Source organism: Promicromonospora sp. NPDC050249 (assembly GCF_040656015.1).
Lineage (GTDB): Bacteria > Actinomycetota > Actinomycetes > Actinomycetales > Cellulomonadaceae > Promicromonospora.
Genome location: NZ_JBFAKY010000025.1, coordinates 74,926 through 97,050, shown reverse-complemented (window position 1 = coordinate 97,050; position 22,125 = coordinate 74,926). Strand labels below are relative to the sequence as shown.

The 22,125-nt window shown below is 72.7% G+C and carries 17 protein-coding genes; 7 read left to right on the top strand and 10 right to left on the bottom strand.

Annotated features, from left to right (window positions below; all coding sequences use genetic code 11):
* Positions 1 to 183 precede the first annotated feature (183 nt).
* The gene (locus tag AB0I32_RS19855; protein ID WP_357509104.1) at positions 184 to 1,719 is read right to left on the bottom strand and encodes an aminopeptidase P family protein; all 1,536 of its coding nucleotides are present in this window, start codon (positions 1,717 to 1,719) and stop codon (positions 184 to 186) included.
* Positions 1,720 to 1,731: 12 nt separating this feature from the next.
* The gene (locus AB0I32_RS19850) at positions 1,732 to 2,571 is read right to left on the bottom strand and encodes an alpha/beta hydrolase (RefSeq protein WP_357509102.1); all 840 of its coding nucleotides are present in this window, start codon (positions 2,569 to 2,571) and stop codon (positions 1,732 to 1,734) included.
* A gap of 174 nt (positions 2,572 to 2,745) precedes the next feature.
* Between AB0I32_RS19850 and AB0I32_RS19845 the strand changes: the two genes are divergently transcribed.
* Both AB0I32_RS19845 and AB0I32_RS19840 read left to right on the top strand, forming a co-directional pair.
* On the top strand, positions 2,746 to 3,594 hold the full coding sequence (locus tag AB0I32_RS19845) for a PHP domain-containing protein (RefSeq protein ID WP_357509100.1): 849 nt from the start codon (positions 2,746 to 2,748) through the stop codon (positions 3,592 to 3,594).
* Positions 3,591 to 4,226, top strand: a complete 636-nt coding sequence (locus AB0I32_RS19840; protein ID WP_357456272.1) for a MarC family protein — start codon at positions 3,591 to 3,593, stop codon at positions 4,224 to 4,226. Before AB0I32_RS19845 ends, AB0I32_RS19840 begins: the two co-directional genes overlap by 4 nt.
* A gap of 53 nt (positions 4,227 to 4,279) precedes the next feature.
* On the opposite strand, the gene AB0I32_RS19835 is transcribed toward AB0I32_RS19840, so the two are convergent.
* The 3 genes from AB0I32_RS19835 to AB0I32_RS19825 all read right to left on the bottom strand — a co-directional run bounded on the left by AB0I32_RS19835 (position 4,280) and on the right by AB0I32_RS19825 (position 6,912).
* Positions 4,280 to 4,576: a DUF1905 domain-containing protein gene (locus AB0I32_RS19835; protein ID WP_357509098.1), complete on the bottom strand. Its 297-nt coding sequence runs from the start codon at positions 4,574 to 4,576 to the stop codon at positions 4,280 to 4,282.
* 102 nt (positions 4,577 to 4,678) lie between these two features.
* Positions 4,679 to 6,307 (bottom strand): DEAD/DEAH box helicase, encoded by a 1,629-nt coding sequence (locus AB0I32_RS19830; RefSeq protein ID WP_357509107.1) that lies wholly within the window; start codon positions 6,305 to 6,307, stop codon positions 4,679 to 4,681.
* A gap of 383 nt (positions 6,308 to 6,690) precedes the next feature.
* A complete protein-coding gene (locus tag AB0I32_RS19825) occupies positions 6,691 to 6,912 on the bottom strand; it encodes a DUF3107 domain-containing protein (protein ID WP_357509096.1) in 222 nt (73 codons plus the stop codon).
* Between the two features lie 222 nt (positions 6,913 to 7,134).
* Here AB0I32_RS19825 and AB0I32_RS19820 point away from each other — a divergent pair, with 222 nt between their 5' ends.
* The 3 genes from AB0I32_RS19820 (at position 7,135) to AB0I32_RS19810 (ending at position 15,177) form a co-directional block, all read left to right on the top strand.
* The gene (locus AB0I32_RS19820; RefSeq protein ID WP_357509094.1) at positions 7,135 to 8,280 is read left to right on the top strand and encodes a DUF3152 domain-containing protein; all 1,146 of its coding nucleotides are present in this window, start codon (positions 7,135 to 7,137) and stop codon (positions 8,278 to 8,280) included.
* A gap of 88 nt (positions 8,281 to 8,368) precedes the next feature.
* Positions 8,369 to 11,749 carry an ATP-dependent DNA helicase gene (locus tag AB0I32_RS19815; protein ID WP_357509092.1) on the top strand — a complete coding sequence of 1,127 codons (3,381 nt, stop codon included), beginning with the start codon at positions 8,369 to 8,371 and terminating at the stop codon, positions 11,747 to 11,749.
* Positions 11,746 to 15,177 (top strand): ATP-dependent DNA helicase, encoded by a 3,432-nt coding sequence (locus AB0I32_RS19810; protein WP_357509090.1) that lies wholly within the window; start codon positions 11,746 to 11,748, stop codon positions 15,175 to 15,177. The genes AB0I32_RS19815 and AB0I32_RS19810 overlap by 4 nt, the downstream gene beginning before the upstream one ends.
* Here AB0I32_RS19810 and AB0I32_RS19805 read toward each other — a convergent pair whose 3' ends face one another.
* The 4 genes from AB0I32_RS19805 to AB0I32_RS19790 form a co-directional block, all read right to left on the bottom strand.
* Positions 15,178 to 16,098, bottom strand: a complete 921-nt coding sequence (locus tag AB0I32_RS19805) for a macrolide 2'-phosphotransferase (RefSeq protein WP_357509088.1) — start codon at positions 16,096 to 16,098, stop codon at positions 15,178 to 15,180.
* A gap of 76 nt (positions 16,099 to 16,174) precedes the next feature.
* On the bottom strand, positions 16,175 to 17,098 hold the full coding sequence (locus tag AB0I32_RS19800) for a DUF1700 domain-containing protein (protein WP_357509086.1): 924 nt from the start codon (positions 17,096 to 17,098) through the stop codon (positions 16,175 to 16,177).
* 89 nt (positions 17,099 to 17,187) lie between these two features.
* A complete protein-coding gene (locus AB0I32_RS19795; protein ID WP_357509084.1) occupies positions 17,188 to 18,093 on the bottom strand; it encodes a DUF1700 domain-containing protein in 906 nt (301 codons plus the stop codon).
* Complete coding sequence (locus AB0I32_RS19790) at positions 18,090 to 18,422, bottom strand: PadR family transcriptional regulator (RefSeq protein WP_357509082.1); 333 nt, start codon at positions 18,420 to 18,422, stop codon at positions 18,090 to 18,092. Before AB0I32_RS19790 ends, AB0I32_RS19795 begins: the two co-directional genes overlap by 4 nt.
* A 131-nt stretch (positions 18,423 to 18,553) precedes the next feature.
* Between AB0I32_RS19790 and nudC the strand changes: the two genes are divergently transcribed.
* Positions 18,554 to 19,447, top strand: coding sequence for an NAD(+) diphosphatase (gene nudC, locus AB0I32_RS19785; RefSeq protein WP_357509080.1), 894 nt, complete (start codon positions 18,554 to 18,556; stop codon positions 19,445 to 19,447).
* Between the two features lie 107 nt (positions 19,448 to 19,554).
* On the opposite strand, the gene AB0I32_RS19780 is transcribed toward nudC, so the two are convergent.
* Positions 19,555 to 19,836 carry a mycoredoxin gene (locus AB0I32_RS19780; RefSeq protein WP_357509078.1) on the bottom strand — a complete coding sequence of 94 codons (282 nt, stop codon included), beginning with the start codon at positions 19,834 to 19,836 and terminating at the stop codon, positions 19,555 to 19,557.
* Between the two features lie 88 nt (positions 19,837 to 19,924).
* Between AB0I32_RS19780 and AB0I32_RS19775 the strand changes: the two genes are divergently transcribed.
* The gene (locus AB0I32_RS19775; RefSeq protein ID WP_357509076.1) at positions 19,925 to 21,940 is read left to right on the top strand and encodes an ATP-dependent DNA helicase UvrD2; all 2,016 of its coding nucleotides are present in this window, start codon (positions 19,925 to 19,927) and stop codon (positions 21,938 to 21,940) included.
* Positions 21,941 to 22,125: the final 185 nt, after the last annotated feature.

The window sequence follows — 22,125 nt, the reverse complement described above, 5'->3', positions numbered from 1 at the left end:
GCGAGGAGCACGACACAAGGGGGAACCACGGTGGGACACAGCGTGACGAGGTCAATCAAACGACCGATCTCAGAGCAACCGACCGAAGTCAGCTGTCCGCACCGTGCAACCGACCGAAGTCAGCTGTCCGCACCGTGCAACCGACCGAAGTCAGCGCTGCCGCGCCGCAGCCCCCGCAGCGCCTCAGCGCAGCGACGCCATCCACGCCTCGACGTCCTCCGGACGCCGGGGGAGTGCCGCCGAGAGGTTCTCGTTGCCGTCGGCGGTGACCAGCACGTCATCCTCGATGCGCACGCCGATCCCGCGGAACTCCTCGGGCACGGCGAGGTCGTCGGCCTTGAAGTAGAGGCCCGGCTCGATGGTGAACACCATGCCCGGCTCCAGCACGCCGTCGAGGTAGAGCTCGCGGCGCGCCTGCGCGCAGTCGTGCACGTCCAGGCCGAGGTGGTGCGACGTGCCGTGCACCATCCAGCGCCGGTGCTGCTGGCCGTCGTCGGAGAGCGCTTCGGCGGCGGTGACGCCGTCGGGCAGGAAGCCCCACTCCTCGAGGCGGGCCGCGATGACCTCCATGGCCGCCGCGTGGACGTCGCGGAACTTGGCGCCGGGCTTCGCGACGGCGAACGCCGCGTCGGCCGCGTCCAGCACCGCCTGGTAGATCTTGCGCTGCACGTCCGTGTACTCACCGTCGACCGGCAGGGAGCGCGTGATGTCCGCGGTGTAGAGGGAGTCGACCTCGACGCCGCCGTCGAGCAGCAGCACGTCGCCCGAGCGGACCTCGCCGTCGTTCCGGATCCAGTGCAGGGTGGTGGCGTGCTCGCCCGAGGCCGCGATCGTCTCGTAGCCCACCGCGTTGCCCTCGAGCCGGGCGTGCCCGTCGAAGGTGGTCTCCACGACGCGCTCGCCGCGGCGGTGCTCCTTCGCGGCCGGCAGCGCGCGCACTACGGCCTCGAAGCCCTCGATGGTGCGGGCCACGGCCTCGCGCATCTGCTCGATCTCGTGCTCGTCCTTGATGAGCCGCAGCTCGGACGTGGCCTCGACGAGCGTCTCGTCGGTGAGCGCGTCCTCGTCCTCGCCGGCCTCCAGGCGCAGCTCCTCGACGAGCGACTCGACCGCGTCGTCCGCGCCGGTCACCACGAGGAGGTGCACACCGCCGTCGCCGACATCCTTCGCCAGGGCGTCGCCCAGCTCGTCGATGTGGCGGGCCTCGATGCCGGTGAGGGCCTCGACGTCGGCCAGTGACGGGCGAGCGCCCACCCAGAACTCGCCGTAGCGGGCGTCGGCGTAGAACTCCTCGTTGTCGCGCGGGGCGAGAGGACGCACGTACAGCACGGCGTGGTGGTTGGAACCACCGTCGCCGGCGCCGTCCTCGACCGGGTGCAGCACCAGCACGGCATCCGGCTCGTGGTCGGTGCCCAGGCCGGTGAGGTGTGCGAACGCCGAGTGCGGCCGGAACCGGTAGTCGGTGTCGTTGGAGCGGGTCTTGAGCGAACCCGCCGGGATCACGAGGCGCATGCCCGGCAGCCGCTCGGAGAGCGCCGCGCGTCGGGCGACCGTGTACCGCGCGGCGGCCGACGCCGTCAGGCCGAGCTCGGCGCGCGGTGCCCACTGCGACATCACGAAGTTCTTGAAGGCGGCGGAGCCCGGGCGGTGTGAACGGTTGGCCCCGCGGTCGGCGGTTCCCTGCTCGTCAGGCTGCGAAGTGGTGGTGGGTTCGCTCATGCGCCCAGTGTTTCACGCACGCCGGTTGAAGTCCGCAAGCGCCCTGGTGAGCACCCGGTTGAAGGCCGAGGGTGCCTCCATGTTGACGTCGTGCCCGGCACCGGGGATGACCACGAGCGACCCGTCGTGGGCCGCGGCGAGGTGGCGCTGCTCCTCGATGCGCATGGCGTCGCGGGCGCCGTTGACGAACCAGAGGGGGATCCGTGCGGCACGCACGTTGGCGATCGAGGAGCGTCCCGCGAGGTGGGTCAGCGCGTCGGTCACGACGTCCCAGGTGGGCCGGTACATCTCGGCGGTCTGCTGCGGGGCGATCTCGACCTGCCGCAGGTCGGAGCCGCCGGGGGCGCTCCGCAGCGGGCGGAACGGGAGGCGCACCGTGGGTACGGAGAGGCGCGGACGGTGCACGCTCGGGTGCACCACCCGGCCGGTCAGGCGGCGTCCGAGGTAGGCGGCGTTCGCGACGCCCCTGGCGACGTCCCGGTAGAGCCGCACGGGCTTGCCCTTCGGGTCCGAGGTGCAGCCCGCCGCGAGGATGCCCACGAGGCGGTCCGTGGCTCCCTGCCGAGCGGCCCAGGCGAGGGAGGTGTAGCCGCCCAGGGACAGCCCGACCAGTGCTACCGGCCCGGCGGGGAGGCTCGCGACGGCGTCGTCTAGCGCCTCGAAGGCGCCGTCCATGGTGAACCGTTCGTGGCGACGCGCGCCGTGCGCCGGCAGGTCGACGGCGACGGCCTCGTGGCCGGCTGCGTGCACGTGCCGCACCTGGTTCTCCCAGATGGCGCCGGAGCTGCGCATGCCGTGCACGAAGACGACGCTCGTCCGAGCGCCCTGCGGGGTCTGGTTGCTGCTCGTCATCCCTTCGATGATGCGGGATCGGCTGGGGCAGGCGGCGTACGACGGCGGAACGGTCGGTGAACGGTCTGTGTGGGCCTGATGCTTCTCCGCCAACAGGGGCCGACGACGGCGGGGGTGCCGCACCTCACGCCGCTCGCGACGCCCGACAGGCCCTCGGCTCTCTACCCTTGTGGAGTGATCGACCTCCACACGCACTCCACCGCGTCAGACGGCACCGACTCGCCAGCGCGTCTGGTCGAGGTCGCCGCACTCGCCGGTATCAAGACGCTGGCCATCACCGACCACGACACGACATCGGGCTGGGCCGAGGCCGCCGAGTCGGCCGGGCGCTTCCAGATAGGTCTGGTGCGCGGCGCCGAGATCTCGGCGATCGCCCGCACCACCGGCTGGGGCACCGGCGTGCACCTGCTCGCGTACCTGTACGACCCGACGCACCCCGACCTGGTGGCCGAGACGGAGCGGACGCGCGACGACCGCACGTCCCGCGCCCGGCGCATGGTGGCCCTCCTCGGCGAGGACTACCCGATCACGTGGGACGACCTGCTCGCCCAGACGCAGTCCGGCACGACGATCGGCCGCCCGCATATCGCAGACGCGCTGGTGGCGGCCGGTGTCGTGCGCGACCGTGACGAGGCGTTCGCCACGATGCTCCGCACCGGCACCCGCTACTACGTGGGCCACTACGCGCCCGACGCCGTAGCCACCGTCAAGGCGGTCCGGGCAGCGGGCGGGGTGCCGGTCTTCGCGCACCCCGGGGCCGACGCACGTGGCCGGGTGGTCCCCGACTCGACCATCGAGGAGCTCGCCGCTGCGGGGCTCGCGGGGCTCGAGGTGGACCACCGCGACCACACCCCGGACACGCGCCGCCGGCTGCGCGATATCGCCGAGTCACTGGACCTGCTGGTGACGGGGTCGAGCGACTTCCATGGGTCGGGCAAGCGCAACCTCATCGGCGAGAACACGACCGAGCCCGAGGTGCTCGAGGCGATCGTGGAGCAGGGCACCCTCGAGGTGCTCCGGTGAGCTGGTTCGACGTAGCGCTCTTCACCGAGGTCTTCGTGACGCTCTTCGTGATCATGGACCCGCCGGGCACCGTGCCGGTCTTCCTCGCGCTGACCTCGCGGATGACCGCGCACGACCGCAAGCGCGCTGCGCGTACCGCGATCTTCGTGGCCTTCGGCGTGATCGTGGTGTTCGCGGTGTTCGGCCAGCTGCTGCTGGAGCACATGGGGATCTCGCTCGCGGCGCTCCAGGCGTCGGGCGGGCTGCTCCTGCTCCTGGTCGCGCTGGAGCTGCTCATGGGCAAGATGGACGCCGGTGGGACGGACGCCGGCGGGGCCGCCAAGAACGTCGCCCTGGTGCCGCTCGCGACCCCGCTGCTCGCCGGCCCCGGCACGATCGTCGCCACCATGGTGTTCGTGCAGCAGGGTGTGAGCGCGGGCGAGTCCGCCACCGGGCACTACGCGTCGATCGGCATCGGCATCGTCGCGGTGTGCGTCTGCACCTGGGCGGCCATGCGGTTCGCCGGTCTGGTGCACAGGGTGCTCAAGGACTCCGGCGTGACCCTGGTGACCCGCATCGCGGGCGTGCTGCTCGCGGCGATCGCCACCCAGATGATCGCGAACGGCGTCATCGAGTTCGTCCGCACGGTCTGATCCCTCGACCTCCCGGACCCTGCCAGTGCCGGGTCAGCGCCGGGTCGGACGGATCAGATGTCGATGGTCTCCAGGGTCACCGAGACCGGCTTCTCCGGGACGAGGCTCTCGGCCTCCCGCACCTTCTTCTTCATGGGCAGCACGTAGCCGCCGTCCTTGTCGCTCGGGAAGACGGAGGTGGTCCAGGTGGTCTTCCCTACGGTCACACGCACCCGGATGGAGCCGAACCCGCGCGGAGGCAGCGGGAGGTCGGCCAGCTCGTCGGAAGGGTCGGGCGGCACGGTCACGAACCACCAGGAGTCGGTACGTACCTGCCACTGCCACAGGGGAGCGGTGAACTCGATCTGCACGGGTAGCAACCTACGCGATCCGCGAAGTAGAGCGCCTGTCCGAGACTTCCCGGGTGAAGCCGGGAGTCTCGGACAGGCGCTCTACTTCGCGGATCGCCGGGGTCAGCTCTCCTGCTGGCCGCCCCGCGTGCGACGGCGGTTGCGGCTGCGACGGCGGCGCTGACCGTCCTCGTCGCCACCGGACGCCGGGCGTTCGGCCGACGCCGCAGCACTGTCACCGCTGGTCACGCTGCTGCTGGCCGAGGTGCTGCCGCCGGCGACGGCGCCGCCGTCGGGCCGCGAGGTGGCGCGAGGCTCGCCGTGCGAGCCGCCCTGCCGCCCGCCCGAACGGGGTGCACCGGAGCGCGGCGCCCCTGAACGAGGCGCGCCGGAGCGCGAACCGCCGGATCGGGAGCCGCTGTTGCGCTTGCCCGTCTCGCCCAGGTCCTCGACGTCCTCGGCGTCCAGCCCTGCGAGGTGCTGCGCGGACCGCGGCAGGCGGCCCTTGGTGCCCTCGGGGATGCTCAGGTCGGCGAACAGGTGCGGCGACGTGGAGTACGTCTCGACCGGCTCGGGGTACCCGATCTCGAGCGCCTTGTCGATGAGCGACCAGCGCGGCACGTCGTCCCAGTCCACGAAGGTGACGGCAGTTCCGGTGTTGCCCGCGCGGCCGGTGCGGCCCACCCGGTGCAGGTAGATGCGCTCGTCCTCGGGGCACTGGTAGTTGACCACGTGCGTGACGTCGTCGACGTCGATGCCGCGGGCGGCGACGTCGGTCGCGACGAGCACGTCGATCTTGCCGTTGCGGAACGCGCGCAGTGCCTGCTCGCGTGCGCCCTGGCCCAGGTCGCCGTGGATCGCGCCGGCTGCGAAGCCGCGCGTCTGCAGCTCGTCCGCGACCTTGGCGGCAGTGCGCTTGGTGCGGGCGAACACGATGCTGCGGCCGCGGCCCTCGGACTGGAGCAGGCGGGCGAGCACCTCGATCTTGTCCAGGGCGTGGGCCCGGTACACGACCTGCTTGATGTTCTTGACCGTCGCGCCCTGGTCGTCCGGCTCGGCGGCCCGGATGTGCGTGGGCTGCTTCATGTAGCGGCGGGCCATGGAGACCACTGCGCCCGGCATGGTCGCGCTGAACAGCATGGTGTGCCGCTGCGCGGGGGTGCGGGCAAGGATCTTCTCGACGTCGGGCAGGAACCCGAGGTCGAGCATCTCGTCGGCCTCGTCGAGCACGACGGTCGCCGCGCGGAGCAGGTTGAGGTGACCCTGGTTCAGCAGGTCGATCATGCGGCCCGGCGTGCCGACAACCACGTCGACGCCGGTCTTCATGGCCTCGATCTGCGGCTCGTAGGCACGGCCGCCGTAGACCTGCACGATCCGCACGCTGCGCCGCGAGGACGCCGCGCTCAGGTCGTTCGCCACCTGCACGGCGAGCTCGCGCGTGGGGACCACGACGACCGCCTGCGGCTTGCCGGGGGCGACGAGCTGGTCGTAGCCGGGCTCGCCGGGGGCGACGACGCGGTGCAGCAGCGGTACGCCGAAGCCGAGCGTCTTGCCGGTACCGGTCTTGGCCTGGCCGATGATGTCGTGCCCGCTCATCGCGACGGGAAGCGTCATCGCCTGGATCGGGAACGGGTGGGTGATGCCCGCGTCCTTGAGCGCCTCGACGATCTCGGGGCGGACGCCGAAGTCCGCGAACGTCACGTTCTGCGCCTGGATGGCGGACGGGCTGGAGTAGTCGGGTCCTGAGCTCATCGTGGGCTCGGGATCTGTCGTGATGACCGCGTCTGCGGCCGGGGTGTCTGTGGTAGTCACTGGCGCCTTCATCTCTCGCGGCGCGGTGGGCCCTCATGGCCCGGCGATCGCGCCTTCGTGCGGCAGCCGATCGTGAAAATCATCGCGCGCCGGGATGGACCCAGGCTGCGCGTCCTGTCGGGGCGGCCTCTGGGAGGCCGAAGCACAGGCTCGGGGGTCGGAACGTGACGACCGGGCAACCGATGTACGGGATTCATGGTACGCGCACGATGTTTCCGAGTGGTTAGCGAAACACGGTGAACAGCCCCGTTAGTAATGAACGCCACGTGGCGGACGGCGCGTGCGGGTGTGCCGTCCGCCACATGGCGTGGGGTACAACGTGCTCAGACCGCGCCGAAGCCGACCTTGCGCTGCGCCTCGGAACCGATCTCGACGTAGCCGATCGCGGCGCCGGGGACGATCACGAGGCGGCCGCGCGAGTCGGTGAGCTCGAGGGTGCCACCGGCCAGGGCCTTCTTGACGGCAGTCGCGACGGCGTCCGCGCTCGCTTCCGTCTCGACCACGACCTCGCGAGGCAGGTTCTGCACACCGATGGTGACGTCCACTTTTACTCCAGTTCGGTCGGGGATTGCGCCGTGCGCCCGGTGATCCGGGGGCCCGGCCTGTCGATCCTAGTCACGCGTCGGCGCCGTCTGCCCTCGGTTTCGCCGTGAGCCGACAGGAGAGACGACACGGGGCCGGGAACGAGGAGGCGCGGGCCTGCCGGTCTCGCATTCCTGTGGACGAGGGCATGGGCGTGCGGCCGGGCGCGTGGCACCATGGTCGGCGTGAGCAGACAGTCCTCCGCACGGCGCGCCGGCCGGCACGCCCGTGGAGGTGCGCCCGCCGGCCTCCTGACGGAGGGTGTGGCCGCTAGCCGTTCCGTGGCGCGGAAGGTGCGCCGCCGCGCCGCGCAGGACCCTCGGCGGGCGGCGGTCGCGCTCAGCCTCTGCCTGGCGGCAGGGCTGGGCGGAGGCATCGCGGTCACCATGAGCACGGAGCCGGACGCGTCCGCCGCAGTCGTCGCAGGAGCCGTCGAGGACAGCCTGGGTGCCGAGGCGGCCGCCGCGGTGCGGAACGCGTACGAAGCGGCCAGGTCCGGCGAACGGACGTCGCCCCCCGCGACCGCGGCGTCGGCGGGTGCCGCCTCGGCGGCCGAAGCAGCCTCGGGAACCGGGGCCGCCTCGGGGACCGGTGCAGGCGTCGGCACCGCTGCTGAGGGGCTGACCGAGCTTCCGGGCCCCGAGCTGCCCGAACCCCGGGCCGCGGCCTCGGCGGGAGCGCCGTCCGCCGAGAAGTCGGCGCCGCCGTCGCCCAGCCTGAGCCCTCGCGCTGCCGTCGGGCCGACGCCGGAGCCGGGTTCCGGCCTGCTCGGTACGAGGGTCGCGGTGAAGGAGGAGCTGTCCGGCAGGCTCGTCGTGGTCCGCGGGTCTCGTCCCGCGCCCGCGGAGGGCAAGGTCTGGCGGGTCCAGATCGCCGTCGAGAAGGGGCTCCCGGTGGATCCGGAGGTCTTCGCCGAGTCGGTACTGGCCACCCTGAACGACCCGCGCGGCTGGAACGCCGCCGACGGATCCACCTTTGCCTGGACCGACTCCGACAGGTACGACGCGCGTGTGGTGCTCGCCAGCCCCGCGACGACCGACCGGCTCTGCCTCCCGCTGGACACGATCGGCGAGCTCTCGTGCGGCATCGAGGAGACCGCGGTGCTCAACTTCAAGCGCTGGGCGAAGGGCTCCCAGGCGTGGGAGAGCACCGAGCGCTACCGGCAGTACCTCGTGAACCACGAGGTGGGGCATGTGATCGGCTACCACCACGACCTGTGTGCCGGTGAGGGTGAGCACGCGACGGTGATGGTGCAGCAGACCACCACCACCAGCGGCTGCATCCCCGAGCCCTGGCCCGTTCCCGGCGCGCCGGTACCGGACGAGGACTGAACGCCTTTCCACAGGACGAAACGGGCATTGCCGACGTCCCAGCGCGGGGGGTCGGGGAGTGTCAGTGGCTCGTGGTTCGATCGTTCGCGTGACACCAACCCTCTCCCTCGCACCTCGGCTGACGCCGCCCGGGCACCGTCCCGGCGCGGCGGGATCTGTGCTGGTCGAGGGCGGTGTGCCGCTCGACGACACCCAGTCGGCGGCCGTAGAGGCTGCGCTGAGCAACCGGGCGACGCTGGTCCTGGGGGCGCCCGGGTCGGGCAAGACCACCGTCACCTGCGAGGTCGCGGTGCGGGCGCTGGACTCGGGCGTGCAGCCCGAGCGTGTACTGGTCCTCGCGTCCTCCCGACGCGCCGCGGCGCGTCTGCGAGACGAGGTAGCTGCTCGGGCCGGGCGCACGGTCGGTGCGCCGATGGTTCGCACGGCATCGTCGGCCGCGTTCGCGGTGCTGCACAAGCGCGCCGCCGCGCTCGAGCAGCCGACGCCCACCCTGGTCTCGGGCCCGGAGCAGGACCTGGTGCTTGCCGAGCTGCTTGCCGGTCACGTGGCCGGAGAAGGGCGGCCGCTCGCGCTGCCCGCCGGTCTGCCGGAGGAGTCGCTCGGCCTGCGTGGACTGCGGCAGGAGCTGCGTGACCTGCTCATGCGGGCCGCCGAGCGAGGGCTCGGCCCGGTCGAGCTGGACGAGATGGGGCGCGCGAACGACCGCCCCGAGTGGGTGATGGCGGCGCAGATCTACGAGGAGTACCTCGACACGACGGCGCTGCGGCTCGGCACGCCCGACGCCGGGCCGCGCTACGACCCCGCGGTGGTCATCGACGAGGCCGCCGAGTCGTTGCGTTCCTGGGAGGACGAGGTGCCGGGCATGGCGCGGCCCACCTGGGACCTGGTGGTGGTCGACGACTACCAGGAGGCCACTGCGGCGACGGTCCGGCTCCTGCGGGTGCTGCACGACGACGGCGCGCGGCTGGTCCTGCTGTCCGACCCGGACTCCGCGGTCCAGACCTTCCGTGGCGCCGCGCCGGGGCTCACGGGCCGTGCCGCCGCGCCGGCCGGTCCCGGTCGTGCCTTCGGCGCGTTCGACGCGGAGACGATCGTGCTCGGGACGGTCTGGCGGCAGCTGCCCGAGCTGCGTGCGGTCACCCGCGCGGTGACGAACCGGATCCCGGTGTCTGCGAGTGCGATGCACCGGCGTGCCACGGCGTATGCGCCGAAGCCTGCCGAGGCTGAGCCGGCCGCTGGGGCGCCGACCGGTGCCGGGTCCGCGGCGGATGGCTCCGCCGCGGCGAAGGCGCCCGCCACCTCGGAGGCACCCGCCGGGGTCGCGTCGTCCGTCCAGGTGGCGGTGCTCTCGGGTGCGGCACAGGAGGCGGCCTGGATCGCCCGTGAGCTGCGGGCCGAGCACCTGCTGCGCGGCACGCCCTGGGAACGGATGGCGGTGATCGCCCGCAGCGGTACGCGGCTGGCGGCACTGCGGCGTGAGCTGGTCTCGGCGTCGGTGCCGGTCGCGCTGCTCGGGTCGGACCTCCCGCTGCGGGACGAGCCCGCCGTGGCGCCGCTGCTGGCGGCCGTGAAGACGTGCGCAGGCGCGCCGCGCGGGAGCCTCGAGGCCCTGATCGCCGAGGAGCTCGACGGCGCCGAGCCGGTCCTGGACCCCGAGACGGCCGCACACCTGCTGGTCTCGCCGATCGGCGGGCTCGACGCCGTGGCGCTGCGCAGGCTGCGGCGTGCCCTGCGGTCGGAGGAGCTGTCGGCGGGCGGGGGCCGCACGTCGGACACCCTGCTGGTCGAGGTGCTGGCCGATCCGGCGCGCGCGGCTCTGCTGCCCACGCAGGTGCGGCGCGGGCCGCTCGCCGTGGCACGGGTGCTGGCCGCCGGGCGCGAGGCCGCAGGGGAGCCGGGCGCCACGGCGCAGACGGTGCTCTGGGCCGTCTGGGCGGCGACAGGCCTGGCCGAGCGGTGGAGCGCCTACGCCCTCGCCGGTGGTCCGGCAGGCCTGCGCGCCGACCGTGACCTCGACTCCGTGCTCGCGCTGTTCCGCGCGGCGGAGACCTTCGTGGACCGGATGCCGGGCGCGCCGGTCGCCGCGTTCGTCGACTACCTCGCGTCGCAGGACCTCCCGGCCGACTCGCTGGCGGCGTCGGCACAGGGTGCGGGCGCCGTGGAGGCGCTCACACCGCCCGGGGCGGCCGGGCGCGAGTGGGACGTGGTGGTCGTGGCCGGTGTGCAGGACGGCGTCTGGCCCGACCTGCGGCTGCGCGACTCCCTGCTCGGCTCGCAGGCGCTCGTCGAGCTCATCGCCGGCCGGTCGGAGGACGGCCGGGTCGTCGGCGCGGAGGCTCGGCGGCAGGTCCTCACGGACGAGCTGCGTGCCTTCGCGGTAGCGGTCTCCCGCGCCCGACGTCGCCTCCTCGTCACCGCCGTGGAGGACACGGAGGAAGCACCCAGCGTGTTCTGCGACCTCGTGTCGCCACGGAACGACGGCGGCGACGGGCCGGACCCCCGGCGCGTGCCGGTCGGCCCGCCGCTCGACCTGCGCGGCGTGGTGGCCGCCGCCCGGTCGGAGCTGGTGCGCGCGGCCGCGCTCGCGACGCCGGGCAACCAGCCCGCCGCCGCCCTCCTTGCCGACCTCTCGGCGGCGGGCGTCGCCGAGGCGGACCCGAGCACCTGGTACGGCGTCGCCGGGGTGTCGAGCGAGGTTCCGCTGTGGGGTGTCCAGGACACGGTAAAGGTGTCGCCGTCGAAGGTCGAGACGGTGACCACGTGCGCCCTGCGCTGGGCGCTCGAGGCCGCGGGCGGCACCAAGCCCGACGCCACGCACCAGACCCTCGGCACGCTGCTGCACTCGATAGCGCAGAGCTATCCGAAGGGTTCGCTCACCGAGCTGAAGAAGGAGCTGGACCGGCGCTGGCCGGAGCTCGCTCTGCCAGAGGGCTGGCCGTCGCTGCAGCTCCGCAAACGGGCCGAGCGCATGGTGGAGCGGCTCGCGGACTACCTCGCCGACTCGGGTGAACCGCTCCTCGTGGAGGCCGACTTCGACCTGCAGGTGGGGCGCGCCCGGCTGCGCGGCCAGGTCGACCGTGTCGAGGACGCGGGCGACGGCGGCGTGACGGTGGCCGACCTCAAGACCGGCAAGTCCGCGGCCAGCAAGGACAAGGCGGCGGAGAACCCGCAGCTCGGCGCCTACCAGCTCGCCGTGGAGGAGGGCGCTCTCGACCTGCCGGAGGGCACCGTCAGCAAGGGTGCGAGCCTCGTCTACGTCGGCACCGAGACCGTCTCGGCGAGCGTGCGGAACCAGCCCGCCCTGGTCCCGGACGAGGACGGCAACAGCTGGGCGCGCGACACCGTGGAGGGTGCCGCCGACACGATGGCCGCTGCGAAGTTCGCGGCGAAGAACAACGACCTGTGCGAGGTGTGTCCGGTGCGGCGTTCCTGCCCGCTGCAGCCCGAGGGACGGAAGGTGGTCGAGTGACCAGGCACGAGCCGGAGATCCGGCTGTCCGCACGCGCGATCGCCCGGCTGCTCGGTCGCCACGAGCCCACCGACGAGCAGGTCCGGGTCATCGAGTCGCCCCTGGAGCCGGCGCTCGTCGTCGCGGGTGCAGGCTCCGGCAAGACCGAGACCATGGCCGCGCGCGTCGTATGGCTCATCGCCAACAAGCTGGTCCAGCCCGAGCAGGTGCTCGGCCTGACGTTCACGCGCAAGGCCGCGGGCGAGCTCACCCAGCGCGTGCAGACGCGGCTGGCGCAGCTCAACCGGGCGCTGGGCGAGGAGTCGGGCGAGGCACTCGCCGGCCTGGACCTCGACCGGCCCACCGTCGCCACCTACAACGCCTACGCCGCCTCCCTGGTCGCCGACCACGGCCTCCGCCTCGGCGTCGAACCGAGCGCCCGCCTGCTCGGCCAGGCCGAGCAGTGGCAGCTCGCCTCCCAGGTGGTCGAGTCCTGGGACGAGGACCTCGGCACCGACAAGGCGGTCAGCACCGTCACCGGCGCCGTCGTGGCCCTGTCCAGCGCGCTGGGCGAGCACCTCGTCGACCCCGCCGACGCCCGCGACCGCCTGACCGAGATGGCAGAGCACCTCGAGTCCATCCCGCTCGGACCGAAGCAGAAGAAGCGCACCAAGGACGTCGACAAGCTCATCAGCTCGGTCGCCGAACGGGCCCGGTTCGTGGACCTCGTCGTCGAGTACCGCCGCCGCAAGCGCATCGCAGAGGCACTCGACTTCGGCGACCAGGTCGCCTTCGCCGCCCAGCTCGCCCGCGAGGTGCCGCTCGTGGGCGCCGCCGAGCGGGCGCGGTTCGAGGTCGTGCTCCTCGACGAGTACCAGGACACGTCCTACGCCCAGGTCGAGCTGCTGTCCGGCCTGTTCGGCGGCGGCCACCCCGTGACCGCCGTCGGCGACCCGCACCAGTCCATCTACGGATGGCGCGGCGCCTCCGCGGCGGGCCTCGCCCGCTTCCCAGGCCGTTTCCAGCGCGACGACGGCGTCCCCGCCGCCGTGCACTATCTGTCCACGTCCTGGCGCAACGACGCCGCCGTGCTCACCGCCGCGAACATCGTGTCGGGCCCGCTGCGCTCGCGGACCGGGGCCGGCACGAACGTCGAGGTGCCCCCGCTGGACCTGCGGCCAGGGGCGGGCGAGGGAGTGGTGTCGGCGCACGTGGCGGCCACGCTGGAGGAGGAGGCAGAGGCGGTCGCCGAGTGGGTGGCCGCACGCTGGCGCTCCGGCGCCCACCCGGACGGGCGGTCGACCGCCGCCGTCCTCTGCCGGGCTCGAGCGCAGTTCCCCACCCTCGAGGTGGCGCTGCGCCGCCGTGGCCTCCCGGTGGAGGTGGTCGGCCTGGGTGGTCTGCTGTCCACGCCCGAGGTGGTCGACGTCGTCGCGCTGCTCCAGGCCGCGCACGACCCGTCCCGCGGTGACTCGCTGATGCGCCTCCTGACCGGCCCGCGCCTCAACCTCGGGGCCGCCGACCTCCACGCCCTGGGCTCCTGGGCGGCGGACCTGGCGCGGATGGACGACCCGCGCACGGCCGCGGCGTCCGCGGCCCGGGTGGACGGCGCGGACGGTTCTGACGGCGATACGGACGAGGACCCCCGTGTCGTCGAGGGCGACATCTCGGACCACCGCTCGATAGTCGACGCGCTCGACGATCTGCCGCCGGCCGGGAAGCCGGCTCGCGACGGCCGGGTGCTGTCCCCGGACGCTCACCTGCGGCTGACCGCGCTGGCCCAGCTGCTGCGGGACCTGCGCGGCCTCACGTACCTGTCGCTGCCCGAGCTGGTGGTCCAGGCGGAGCGTGCGCTCGGCCTCGACGTCGAGGCGGCCACAGCGGCCGCCCTGACGAGCGCCGGTGTCGGCGGAGCGGTGAGCGACCGTGGCCGCGAGCATCTCGACGCGTTCCGGGACGTGGCCGCATCGTTCGCGCAGTCGTCGGACACGGCGACGCTCGGCGCGTTCCTCGCCTGGCTCGGTGTGGCGGGGGAGAAGGAGCGCGGCCTCGACATGCCCGTGCACGAGCCCGACCCGGACGCCGTCCAGGTGATCACCGCGCATGCAGCCAAGGGGCTGGAGTGGGACGCGGTGGCCGTTGCCGGACTGGCCGACGGCGCCTTCCCGACGTGGGACAGGGGTTCGCGGTCGGGCGAGTCGTCGTCGGGCTGGCTGTCCGACCTGGGCGAGCTGCCTTACCACCTGCGCGGCGACGCGGACGACCTGCCGAACTTCGGCTGGGAGCGCGCCTCCGACACCAAGGACCTCATCGCGCTGCGCGACGAGTTCAAGTACGAGTGTGGTGAGCACCGCCTCGCCGAGGAGCGCCGGCTGGCGTACGTGGCGTTCACGCGCGCCCGGCGCGAGCTCTTCCTCACGGCCTCGTGGTGGGGTTCGGCGAGCCGCCCGCGCGGCGTCTCCCCGTTCCTCGCCGAGCTGGCTGACGCGGGTCTGGTCAACACCGACCTCTGGGCCCCCATGCCGGCCCCGGACGCCGAGAACCCGCGCAACGCGGAGGAGCTGACCGCGGTCTGGCCCGCTCCGGACGGCGGCCAGGACCAGGCGGGGACGCGGCCAGACGCGGCTGGGAGCCAGCTGCTGACCGCCCGTGACGTGCTGCGCGCCACCGCCGAGCTCGTGGACGAGGCCGCGGAGGAGCGCCTCGTCGCACTGGCCGCCATGCGCCTGCCTGCCGACGCGCTCACCGCGCCGCGGGGCGCCGTCACCGACGCCGCGGGCCACGACTTGGTCGATCTCGCCCGCATGCTCCTTGCCGAGCGGGACCGGCACGCCGACCGGGAGATCGCCTTCCCGGCGCACGTCTCGGCGTCCGGCCTGGTGCGGCTCGCCGCGGACCGCGAGGCGTTCGCCCTCCAGCTCCGCCGCCCCGTGCCGGTGCAGCCGACGGTGCACGCCCGCCGGGGTACCCGGTTCCACGAGTGGGTGGAGCAGTTCTTCACGTCGGCCACACTGCTCGACGTCGACGACCTGCCCAGCGCCGAGGACGACGACCTCCCGGAGGACACCGACCTCGACAAGCTGCGCGACACTTTCCTCGGCTCGGAGTGGGCGGCCCGCACGCCCGTCGCGGTGGAGGTCGACGTCGAGACGCCGGTGGCCGGCGTCATGCTGCGCTGCCGTATGGACGCCGTCTTCCGGGACCCGGCCACAGGACCGGACGCCGTGGTGGTCGTGGACTGGAAGACCGGCCGCGAGCCGCTCGACGCCGCGGCGCGCGGCGCCCGCGAGGTGCAGCTCGCGGTGTACCGGCTGGCGTGGTCGCGCTGGACGGGGCTGCCGCTGGAGCAGGTGAGCGCCGCGTTCTACTACGTGGGCTCGGACACGACGGTCCGGCCGGAGCGCCTGCTCGACGAGGCGGAGCTGGAGGCGCTCATCCGCGGCGAGTGACTACGCGCCCTCTTCGAGCGTCGCCTCGTCCAGGTCCTCCAGCATCGACGTCGCGTCCTCGACCACCTCGGGCAGCCGGTGCCGCACGCCGTGCAGCAGCCACCGCGCGAGCGCGAGCTCACCCACGAGCATCGCGCGCTCGGCCAGGCGGGAGTCGCTCAGCTCGGTGCGGCGCAGCTGGTACGCCTCCATGATCGAGTCGACGGCTTCGAGCGGAGCCGCCGCGATGAGCCATGCGAGGTCGTCGGCGGGGTCTGCCACGCGGGCCTCCGCCCAGCCCGAGATCGCGACGACCCGCTGCCGGTCCACGAGCAGCTGGTCGGGCGCCAGGTCGCCGTGCGCGACCACCGGCTTGAACTTCCAGAGGGAGACGTCCTCGAGCGCCGCCTCCCAGCGCCGCAGCAGGGTGGGCGGGATCCGGCCGGTCCGCGCGGCCTCGTCCACCTCGGTGAGGCGACGCTCGCGGTACTCGGACGCCGTGTAGCTGGGCAGGCCGCAGGTCTCCACGACCGACGTCGGCAGCTCGTGGATCGCGGCGATCGCCCGGCCCAGGTCTGCCGCCAGGCCGGGGCCCGGCTCCAGCGACTCGACGTCGAGGGTGCTGCCGATGATCCGCCGGTGCACCACGGCCCGGCCACCCTCCGGCAGCAGCGCGTAGCCGGCGACCTGCGGCACGACGAACGGGAGCACGCCGGTGTCGATGTACAGCCGAAGCGCGTCCAGCAGCTCGATCTCGGCCTCGAGCGCCGCGCCTGCCACCGTGCTCCGGGGCGCGCGCACCACCCACTCCTGGTCGTCCTGCCCCGTGACGACGGCGACGTCGTAGTCGCCCGCGAGCTCGCCGACGCGCACCGACTGGGCGTCGAGACCAGGTACGGCGGCGGTCGAGAGGGCGGCGAGAGCGAGGGGCGTGCGGGACACGTGCTCAACCGTATTGCAGTGTTCGCGTGCCATGGCACAGGGCGGTGGTGTGTCCCTGCTCCCGCCCTGTGCCATCTCACCCCTGGCGTGCGGGTGTACGCAGCCTGGTGAGCATGAGGGCGTGGCTCGCGCCGATGGTGAGGAAGAGTCCGCCTGCCCACCAGGTGGCGAGGACGATGTACCCCGGATCGAGCGCGGAGTAGACGAGCAGCGCCCCGCCGCCCACGGCCACGAGGATGCCGGCCCACGGCTTGCCGAGGGCGATCAGCACGCCGAGGCCGAGGGAGATCACGGTGATGAGCAGGGACCAGACGTCCGTGCCGAAGGCGCCGTTGAGCATGCCGATGAAGCCCAGGGACGCGGGCAGGGCCGTGAGCACGCCGCCGGCGATGCGCCAGGCAGCAGCGGGCCGGCCGTTCCGGACGACGGCCGGCGTCCCGAGCGCTGCCCACGCCAGCATGGCGGTGGGGACAAAGGCCCAGCTCTCGGGGAAGACGAAGCTCACAACGGTGAGCAGGATCGCGACGGCTGCGGTGAAGACAGGGCGGGCACGCGTGGTCGCGAGGATCGGGAGCGCGGCGACCAGCGCGGGTGCCAGGTTCAACAGCACGCCACCGAAGCCGTGCGCCTCGAACTGGGTGTTCGGCATCGAGACGGATCCGTCCGAGTTCCAGAAGGAGAGGAACATCGCGGTGAAGACCGCGACACCGGTCGTCAGCCACAGCAGGACGCGCCGGATGCGGTCGGTCCGGTCCGATTCGTGGCCGAGCTCGTCCCGCACCCGCTCGGTGAGCTGCGCGGGGTCGCCGAGGCTCTCCGCGGCCTGCTCGGGGGAGCGGCCCGCGTCGGCGGCCTCCGCGAAGTGCGCCCGGACGTCGTCGAGCACCGCGTCGCGCTGTTCGGGGGTGAGCGCCTTCAGGCGCCTGCCGATGTCGCGCAGGTAGGACTCTTCGGCCTTCATCGAGGCCCTCTTGGTTCTCTCGGTCATCGTGGTGCTCATCGTGATTCCTCCAGCAGGGCATCGGTGTGCGCGGCGAGCTGCGTCCAGACCTCGGGGGAGGCTGGTGGGCTTGGTGGTTCCTGGCGCCGCTACTTCTCTGCGGGCTTGCGTGGCCGGGAGTACGCGAGGGTGTGGCTCACACCGACGGTGAGCAGCAGCCCGCCCGCCCACCACGCGGCGAGCACGAGCAGTCCCGGGCTGAGGGTGGATTCGACCAGCAGCGCCACGCCTGCCGCGGCGAGGACGATGCCCGCCCACGACCTGCCGAGAGCGATCAGTACGCCGAGCAGGAGGAATGCGACGGTGTAGACCACCATCTCGACCGTCACCTCCCAGCTGCCGACCAGCCCGCCGACCAGGGCCAGCGATGCGGGCAGAGCCGTGAGCACGCCGGCGGTGATGCGCCACCCGGCCGCGGGGCGACCGTGACTGGCGATGATCGGCACGATGAGCGCGGCCCACGCGAGCATGGCGCTGGGGAGGAAGAAGGAGAGGTCGGACGCGCCCTGGAAGACGACGAAGCTCGCCACCGTCAGCACGATCGCCACCGCCGTGGTGGCGACCCTGCGAACCCGCGCGGGCACGAAGATAGGCAGCGCGGCGATCAGTGCGGGGATGAGGTGGAGCAGGACGACCTCGAAGCCCGGCTCGTTGAACTCGTCGCCACGGGTGTCGGGCAACAGGTACGTCACGAACATCGCGGTGAAGACCGCGACACCGGCCGCGAGCCATTGCAGGATGCGCCACATGCGCTCGGTCCGGTCAGGCGCGTGGCCCAGCTCGGCCCGCACTCGTTCGGTGAACTGCGCGGGATCGCCGAGGCTCTCCGCGGCCTGCTCCGGGGTGCGGCCCGCATCCGCGGCGTCCGCGAAGTGCGCCCGGACGTCGTCGAGCACCGCGTCGCGCTGCTCACGGGTGAGCGCGCGCAGGCGCTTGCCCACGTCACGCAGGTAGGCGTCCTCGGTGTTCGCCTTCATCGCGGTCCTCTCAGTCATCGTGATCCCTCCAGCAGTGCGTTGACCTGCGCGGCGAGCGACGTCCAGACCTGCGCGAACGCGGCGAGCTGCTTGGTGCCGTCCTCGGTGATGGCGTAGTAGCGGCGGGGGCGCGCGGTACCGGACGAGTCCCACCGGGGCTCGACGAGTCCGTTCTCACGCATGCGGGCCAGCAGCGGGTAGAGGCTGCCCTCGCTTGCGATGAGCCCGCGTGCGGTGAGGTCGTCGGCCAGCTCGAGGCCGTACTTCTCACCGCGGGAGAGCAGCGCGAGCACGCAGTACTCGAGCACTCCCTTACGGAGGTTCGTTGCGATGCGCTCTTCGGTCATGTGGAGAACTCTAACCTTGCGTAGCAAGACTTGCAATACAAGTCTTGTGAGGCAAGGCCCGGGCGAGCGTGACGGCAGATGCTCGGGCAGCCGCGATCCGGGTGCCGGGACGGCCGACTACTGTCGACCCTGTGTCAGCTCTCGACCTCCCGTTCGCGCGTGCCGCCCACTACCGCGCCGCCCACCGCCGCGAAGAACCCGGCCTCGTCGGCGACCTCCTCAAGGAGCGCGGCACCCAGTTGCTGGTCGTCCGTGGGAACCGGGTGGCGATGGCCGGTCAGCGCGTGGCGCTCTTCGCGCCCGACGACGTCGCGCACCTCGCCGTCGGCCTGCACCTCTTTCTCGGCGAGGCGGACGGCGTGGCCTACCTCGCCGCGGTCCTGGCCGACGCCGAGGCGGAGCCCGGGCTCGACGTCGACTGGGCGGGGCTGCGGAGCCTCGACGAGCCGGACCTGGAGCAAGGGCTCGTCGTCGAGGCCATCGCGCTGTCCCAGTGGCACGCCGTGTACACCCACTGCCCGCGGTGCGGCACGCGGACCGAAGTCGTGCAGGGTGGCTGGGTCCAGCACTGCCCGAAGGACGGCACGAACCACTTCCCCCGCACTGATCCCGCGGTGATCATGGCGATCACCGACGCCGACGACAGGCTGCTCCTGGCCCGTGGCCCGCAGTGGGGTCCGGGCCGACGGTCAGTGCTCGCCGGCTTCGTGGAGCCCGGCGAGGGGCTCGAGCAGGCAGTGGTGCGCGAGACGATGGAGGAGGTGGGGGTCGTCGTCGACCCCGAGACCGTCGAGTACCGGGGCAGCCAGTCCTGGCCGCTGCCGGCGTCGCTCATGCTCGGCTTCCGTGCTCGCGGGACCACCACGCGGCTGGTACGGCAGGAGGACGAGATCGCAGAGGCGGACTGGTTCACCCGCGCGGAGGTGGCCGCCGCGGTGGCCGACGGCGACCTGGGCCTACCGGGGCGCGCCTCGATCGCCCGCTCCCTGATCGAGGACTGGTATGGCGCCCGCATCGAGGACTGAGGCGGTCGGGCGGAGACGCGAGTGGTCGGCAGTTCGTCAGGTGGTCGGCACCTCGGACTACCGACTACCTGACATTCTGCCGACCATCCGGGAGCCCCAGGGCCGGGTCAGTTCGCCAGCGCCAGCCGGACGTCCGCGAGGCTCGGGTTGGTCGCCGCCGAGCCGTCCGGGTAGACCACCGTGGGAACCGTCTGGTTCCCGCCATTGACCTGCTCCACGTAGGTGGCGGCCTCGGGCTGCTCCTCGATGTCGATGACCGTGTAGCCGATGCCCTCCGAGTCGAGCTGCGTACGCAGCCGACGGCAGTACCCGCACCAGGTGGTCGAGTACATCAGGACCGTGCCGTCCGCCGGGAGGGGCGGGTGGTTCGACGTGGTCGTATCGGACATCAGTACTCCTTGTCGGTGGGTGCTGCGAGAATCGCAGACGATGCTCACCCAGACCAACTCCGCTGCCGGTTCGAATCATCCTGGACCGATGAGCCCCGACGACATCCTGACCGCCCTCGACCCCGAGCAGCGCGAGGTGGCGCTCGCGCTCAACGGGCCGGTCATGGTGCTCGCGGGTGCGGGCACGGGCAAGACGCGTGCGATCACCCACCGCATCGCCTACGGGGTGCGCATCGGCGTGTACGCGCCGACCAGCGTGCTCGCGGTGACGTTCACGGCCCGCGCGGCGGGGGAGATGCGCACGCGGCTGCGCGAGCTCGGCGTCCAGGGCGTGCAGGCCCGCACGTTCCACGCCGCGGCGCTGCGGCAGCTCGGGTACTTCTGGCCGCGTGTGGTGGGGGGCGCCCCGCCCCGGCTGGTGGAGCACAAGGCGCAGATCATCGCGGAGGCGGCGCGCCGTCTCGGCCTGAGCGTGGACCGCGTCGCCGTCCGCGACCTGAGCAGCGAGGTGGAGTGGGCGAAGGTCTCGCTCATCACCGCCGACGACTACGAGAAGGCGCTGCTCGCGACCGGCCGCGAGGCGCCGTCGGGCTACGACCCGCAGACGGTGTCCCGCCTCATCACGGCCTACGAGGACGTGAAGACGGAACGCGAGGTCATCGACTTCGAGGACGTGCTCCTCATGCTCGGGGACATGCTGAACAGCCACAAGATCGTGGCGGACGAGGTGCGCTCGCAGTACCGGCGCTTCGTCGTGGACGAGTACCAGGACGTCTCGCCGCTGCAGCAGTTCCTGCTGGACCAGTGGCTCGGCGGGCGCAAGGAGCTGTGCGTGGTGGGCGACCCGTCGCAGACCATCTACTCCTTCACCGGTGCCTCGCCGCGCCACCTCCTGGAGTTCCGGCGGACCTACCCCGAGGCGCAGGAGATCCGGCTCGTGCGTGACTACCGCTCCACGCCGCAGGTGGTGAACCTCGCCAACGAGGTGCTCAAGCGCGCCGGCCGTGGGGGCGGCGCGCACCAGGCGCTGGAGCTCATCGCGCAGCGCAAGCCGGGCCCGCCGGTCACCTTCACGGCGTACGACGACGACGAGGCCGAGGCGAAGGGCGTCGCCGGCAGGGCGGCCCGCCTGATCCAGTCGGGCGTGAAGCCGAGCGAGATCGCCGTGCTGTACCGGACCAACTCGCAGTCCGAGGCGTTCGAGGCCGCGTTCGCCGACGCCGGGGTGGGTTACCTCGTGCGCGGCGGGCAGCGGTTCTTCCAGCGCAAGGAGGTGCGCGACGCGATAGTCCTGCTGCGCGGCGCCGCCCGATCGGCCGACCCGGAGCTCCCGATGCCGGACCAGGTACGCGACATCCTCGCCACCGCAGGGTGGGCCGACCAGCCGCCCACAGCGCGTGGCGCCGCCCGGGAGCGCTGGGACGCCATGCAGGCGCTCGTCTCGCTCGCGGACGACCTGGCCGCCGCCGCGACCCCCGAGGCTCCCGCGACGGTCGCACTGCTCGTCGCAGAGCTCGACGAACGCGCAGCGGCGCAGCATGCGCCGACGGTGGAGGGCGTCACGCTCGCCTCGCTGCACGCGGCGAAGGGTCTGGAGTGGGACGCCGTCTTCCTCGCCGGCATGAGCGAGGGGCTGATGCCGATCTCGCTCGCGGAGTCCGACGACGCCGTGCACGAGGAGCGCCGGCTGCTCTACGTCGGGATCACCCGCGCGCGCGAGCACCTGGAGGTGTCGTTCGGGCGGGCGCGGAACCCGGGCGGCCGGCCCACACGCAAGCGCACCAGGTTCCTCGACGGGCTGTGGCCGGAGGACCCACGTTCGCCCAGGGCGCGCACCACGACGAAGGGTCAGGCCCGGGCACTGCTGACCGGCGAGCACGACGTCGCGCTCTTCGACGCCCTGCGCGACTGGCGCCTCGAGGTCGCCCGTGAGACGGACAAGCCCGCCTACACGGTGCTCACCGACGCGACGCTGGCGGCCATCGCGGAGATCCGACCTTCGGCCATAGCCGAACTTGCTCGCGTGGACGGGATAGGTCCGGCAAAGATCGACAGGTACGGCGCCACGATCCTCGCGATCGTGGCGAGCGCACCGAGCACCTGATCGGCCCGTAGTGGCTGTCAGGTGGTCCGGCGAGGGGAACTTTCGAGTGGTTCGGAGGCCCCGAAATGGCTGCAGGGTGGGCCGTTCCGGGACCGGCGAAAAACTTCTCAAGAAAGTTTGGAAAAAGAGTTGGCTCGCCCCGGTGCCCCGGCATAGTGTTCACATGTCCCTGACGGCAGTGGGCG

Excerpts from the sequence above, each read along its gene's own strand:
- AB0I32_RS19855 (WP_357509104.1), bottom strand. The coding sequence starts at position 1,719 with ATGAGCGAACCCACCACCACTTCGCAGCCTGACGAGCAGGGAACCGCC.
- AB0I32_RS19850 (WP_357509102.1), bottom strand. The coding sequence starts at position 2,571 with ATGACGAGCAGCAACCAGACCCCGCAGGGCGCTCGGACGAGCGTCGTC.
- AB0I32_RS19830 (WP_357509107.1), bottom strand. The coding sequence starts at position 6,307 with ATGAGCTCAGGACCCGACTACTCCAGCCCGTCCGCCATCCAGGCGCAG.
- AB0I32_RS19800 (WP_357509086.1), bottom strand. The coding sequence starts at position 17,098 with ATGAGCACCACGATGACCGAGAGAACCAAGAGGGCCTCGATGAAGGCC.
- AB0I32_RS19795 (WP_357509084.1), bottom strand. The coding sequence starts at position 18,093 with ATGACTGAGAGGACCGCGATGAAGGCGAACACCGAGGACGCCTACCTG.
- AB0I32_RS19790 (WP_357509082.1), bottom strand. The coding sequence starts at position 18,422 with ATGACCGAAGAGCGCATCGCAACGAACCTCCGTAAGGGAGTGCTCGAG.
- AB0I32_RS19780 (WP_357509078.1), bottom strand. The coding sequence starts at position 19,836 with ATGTCCGATACGACCACGTCGAACCACCCGCCCCTCCCGGCGGACGGC.
- AB0I32_RS19775 (WP_357509076.1), top strand. The coding sequence starts at position 19,925 with ATGAGCCCCGACGACATCCTGACCGCCCTCGACCCCGAGCAGCGCGAG.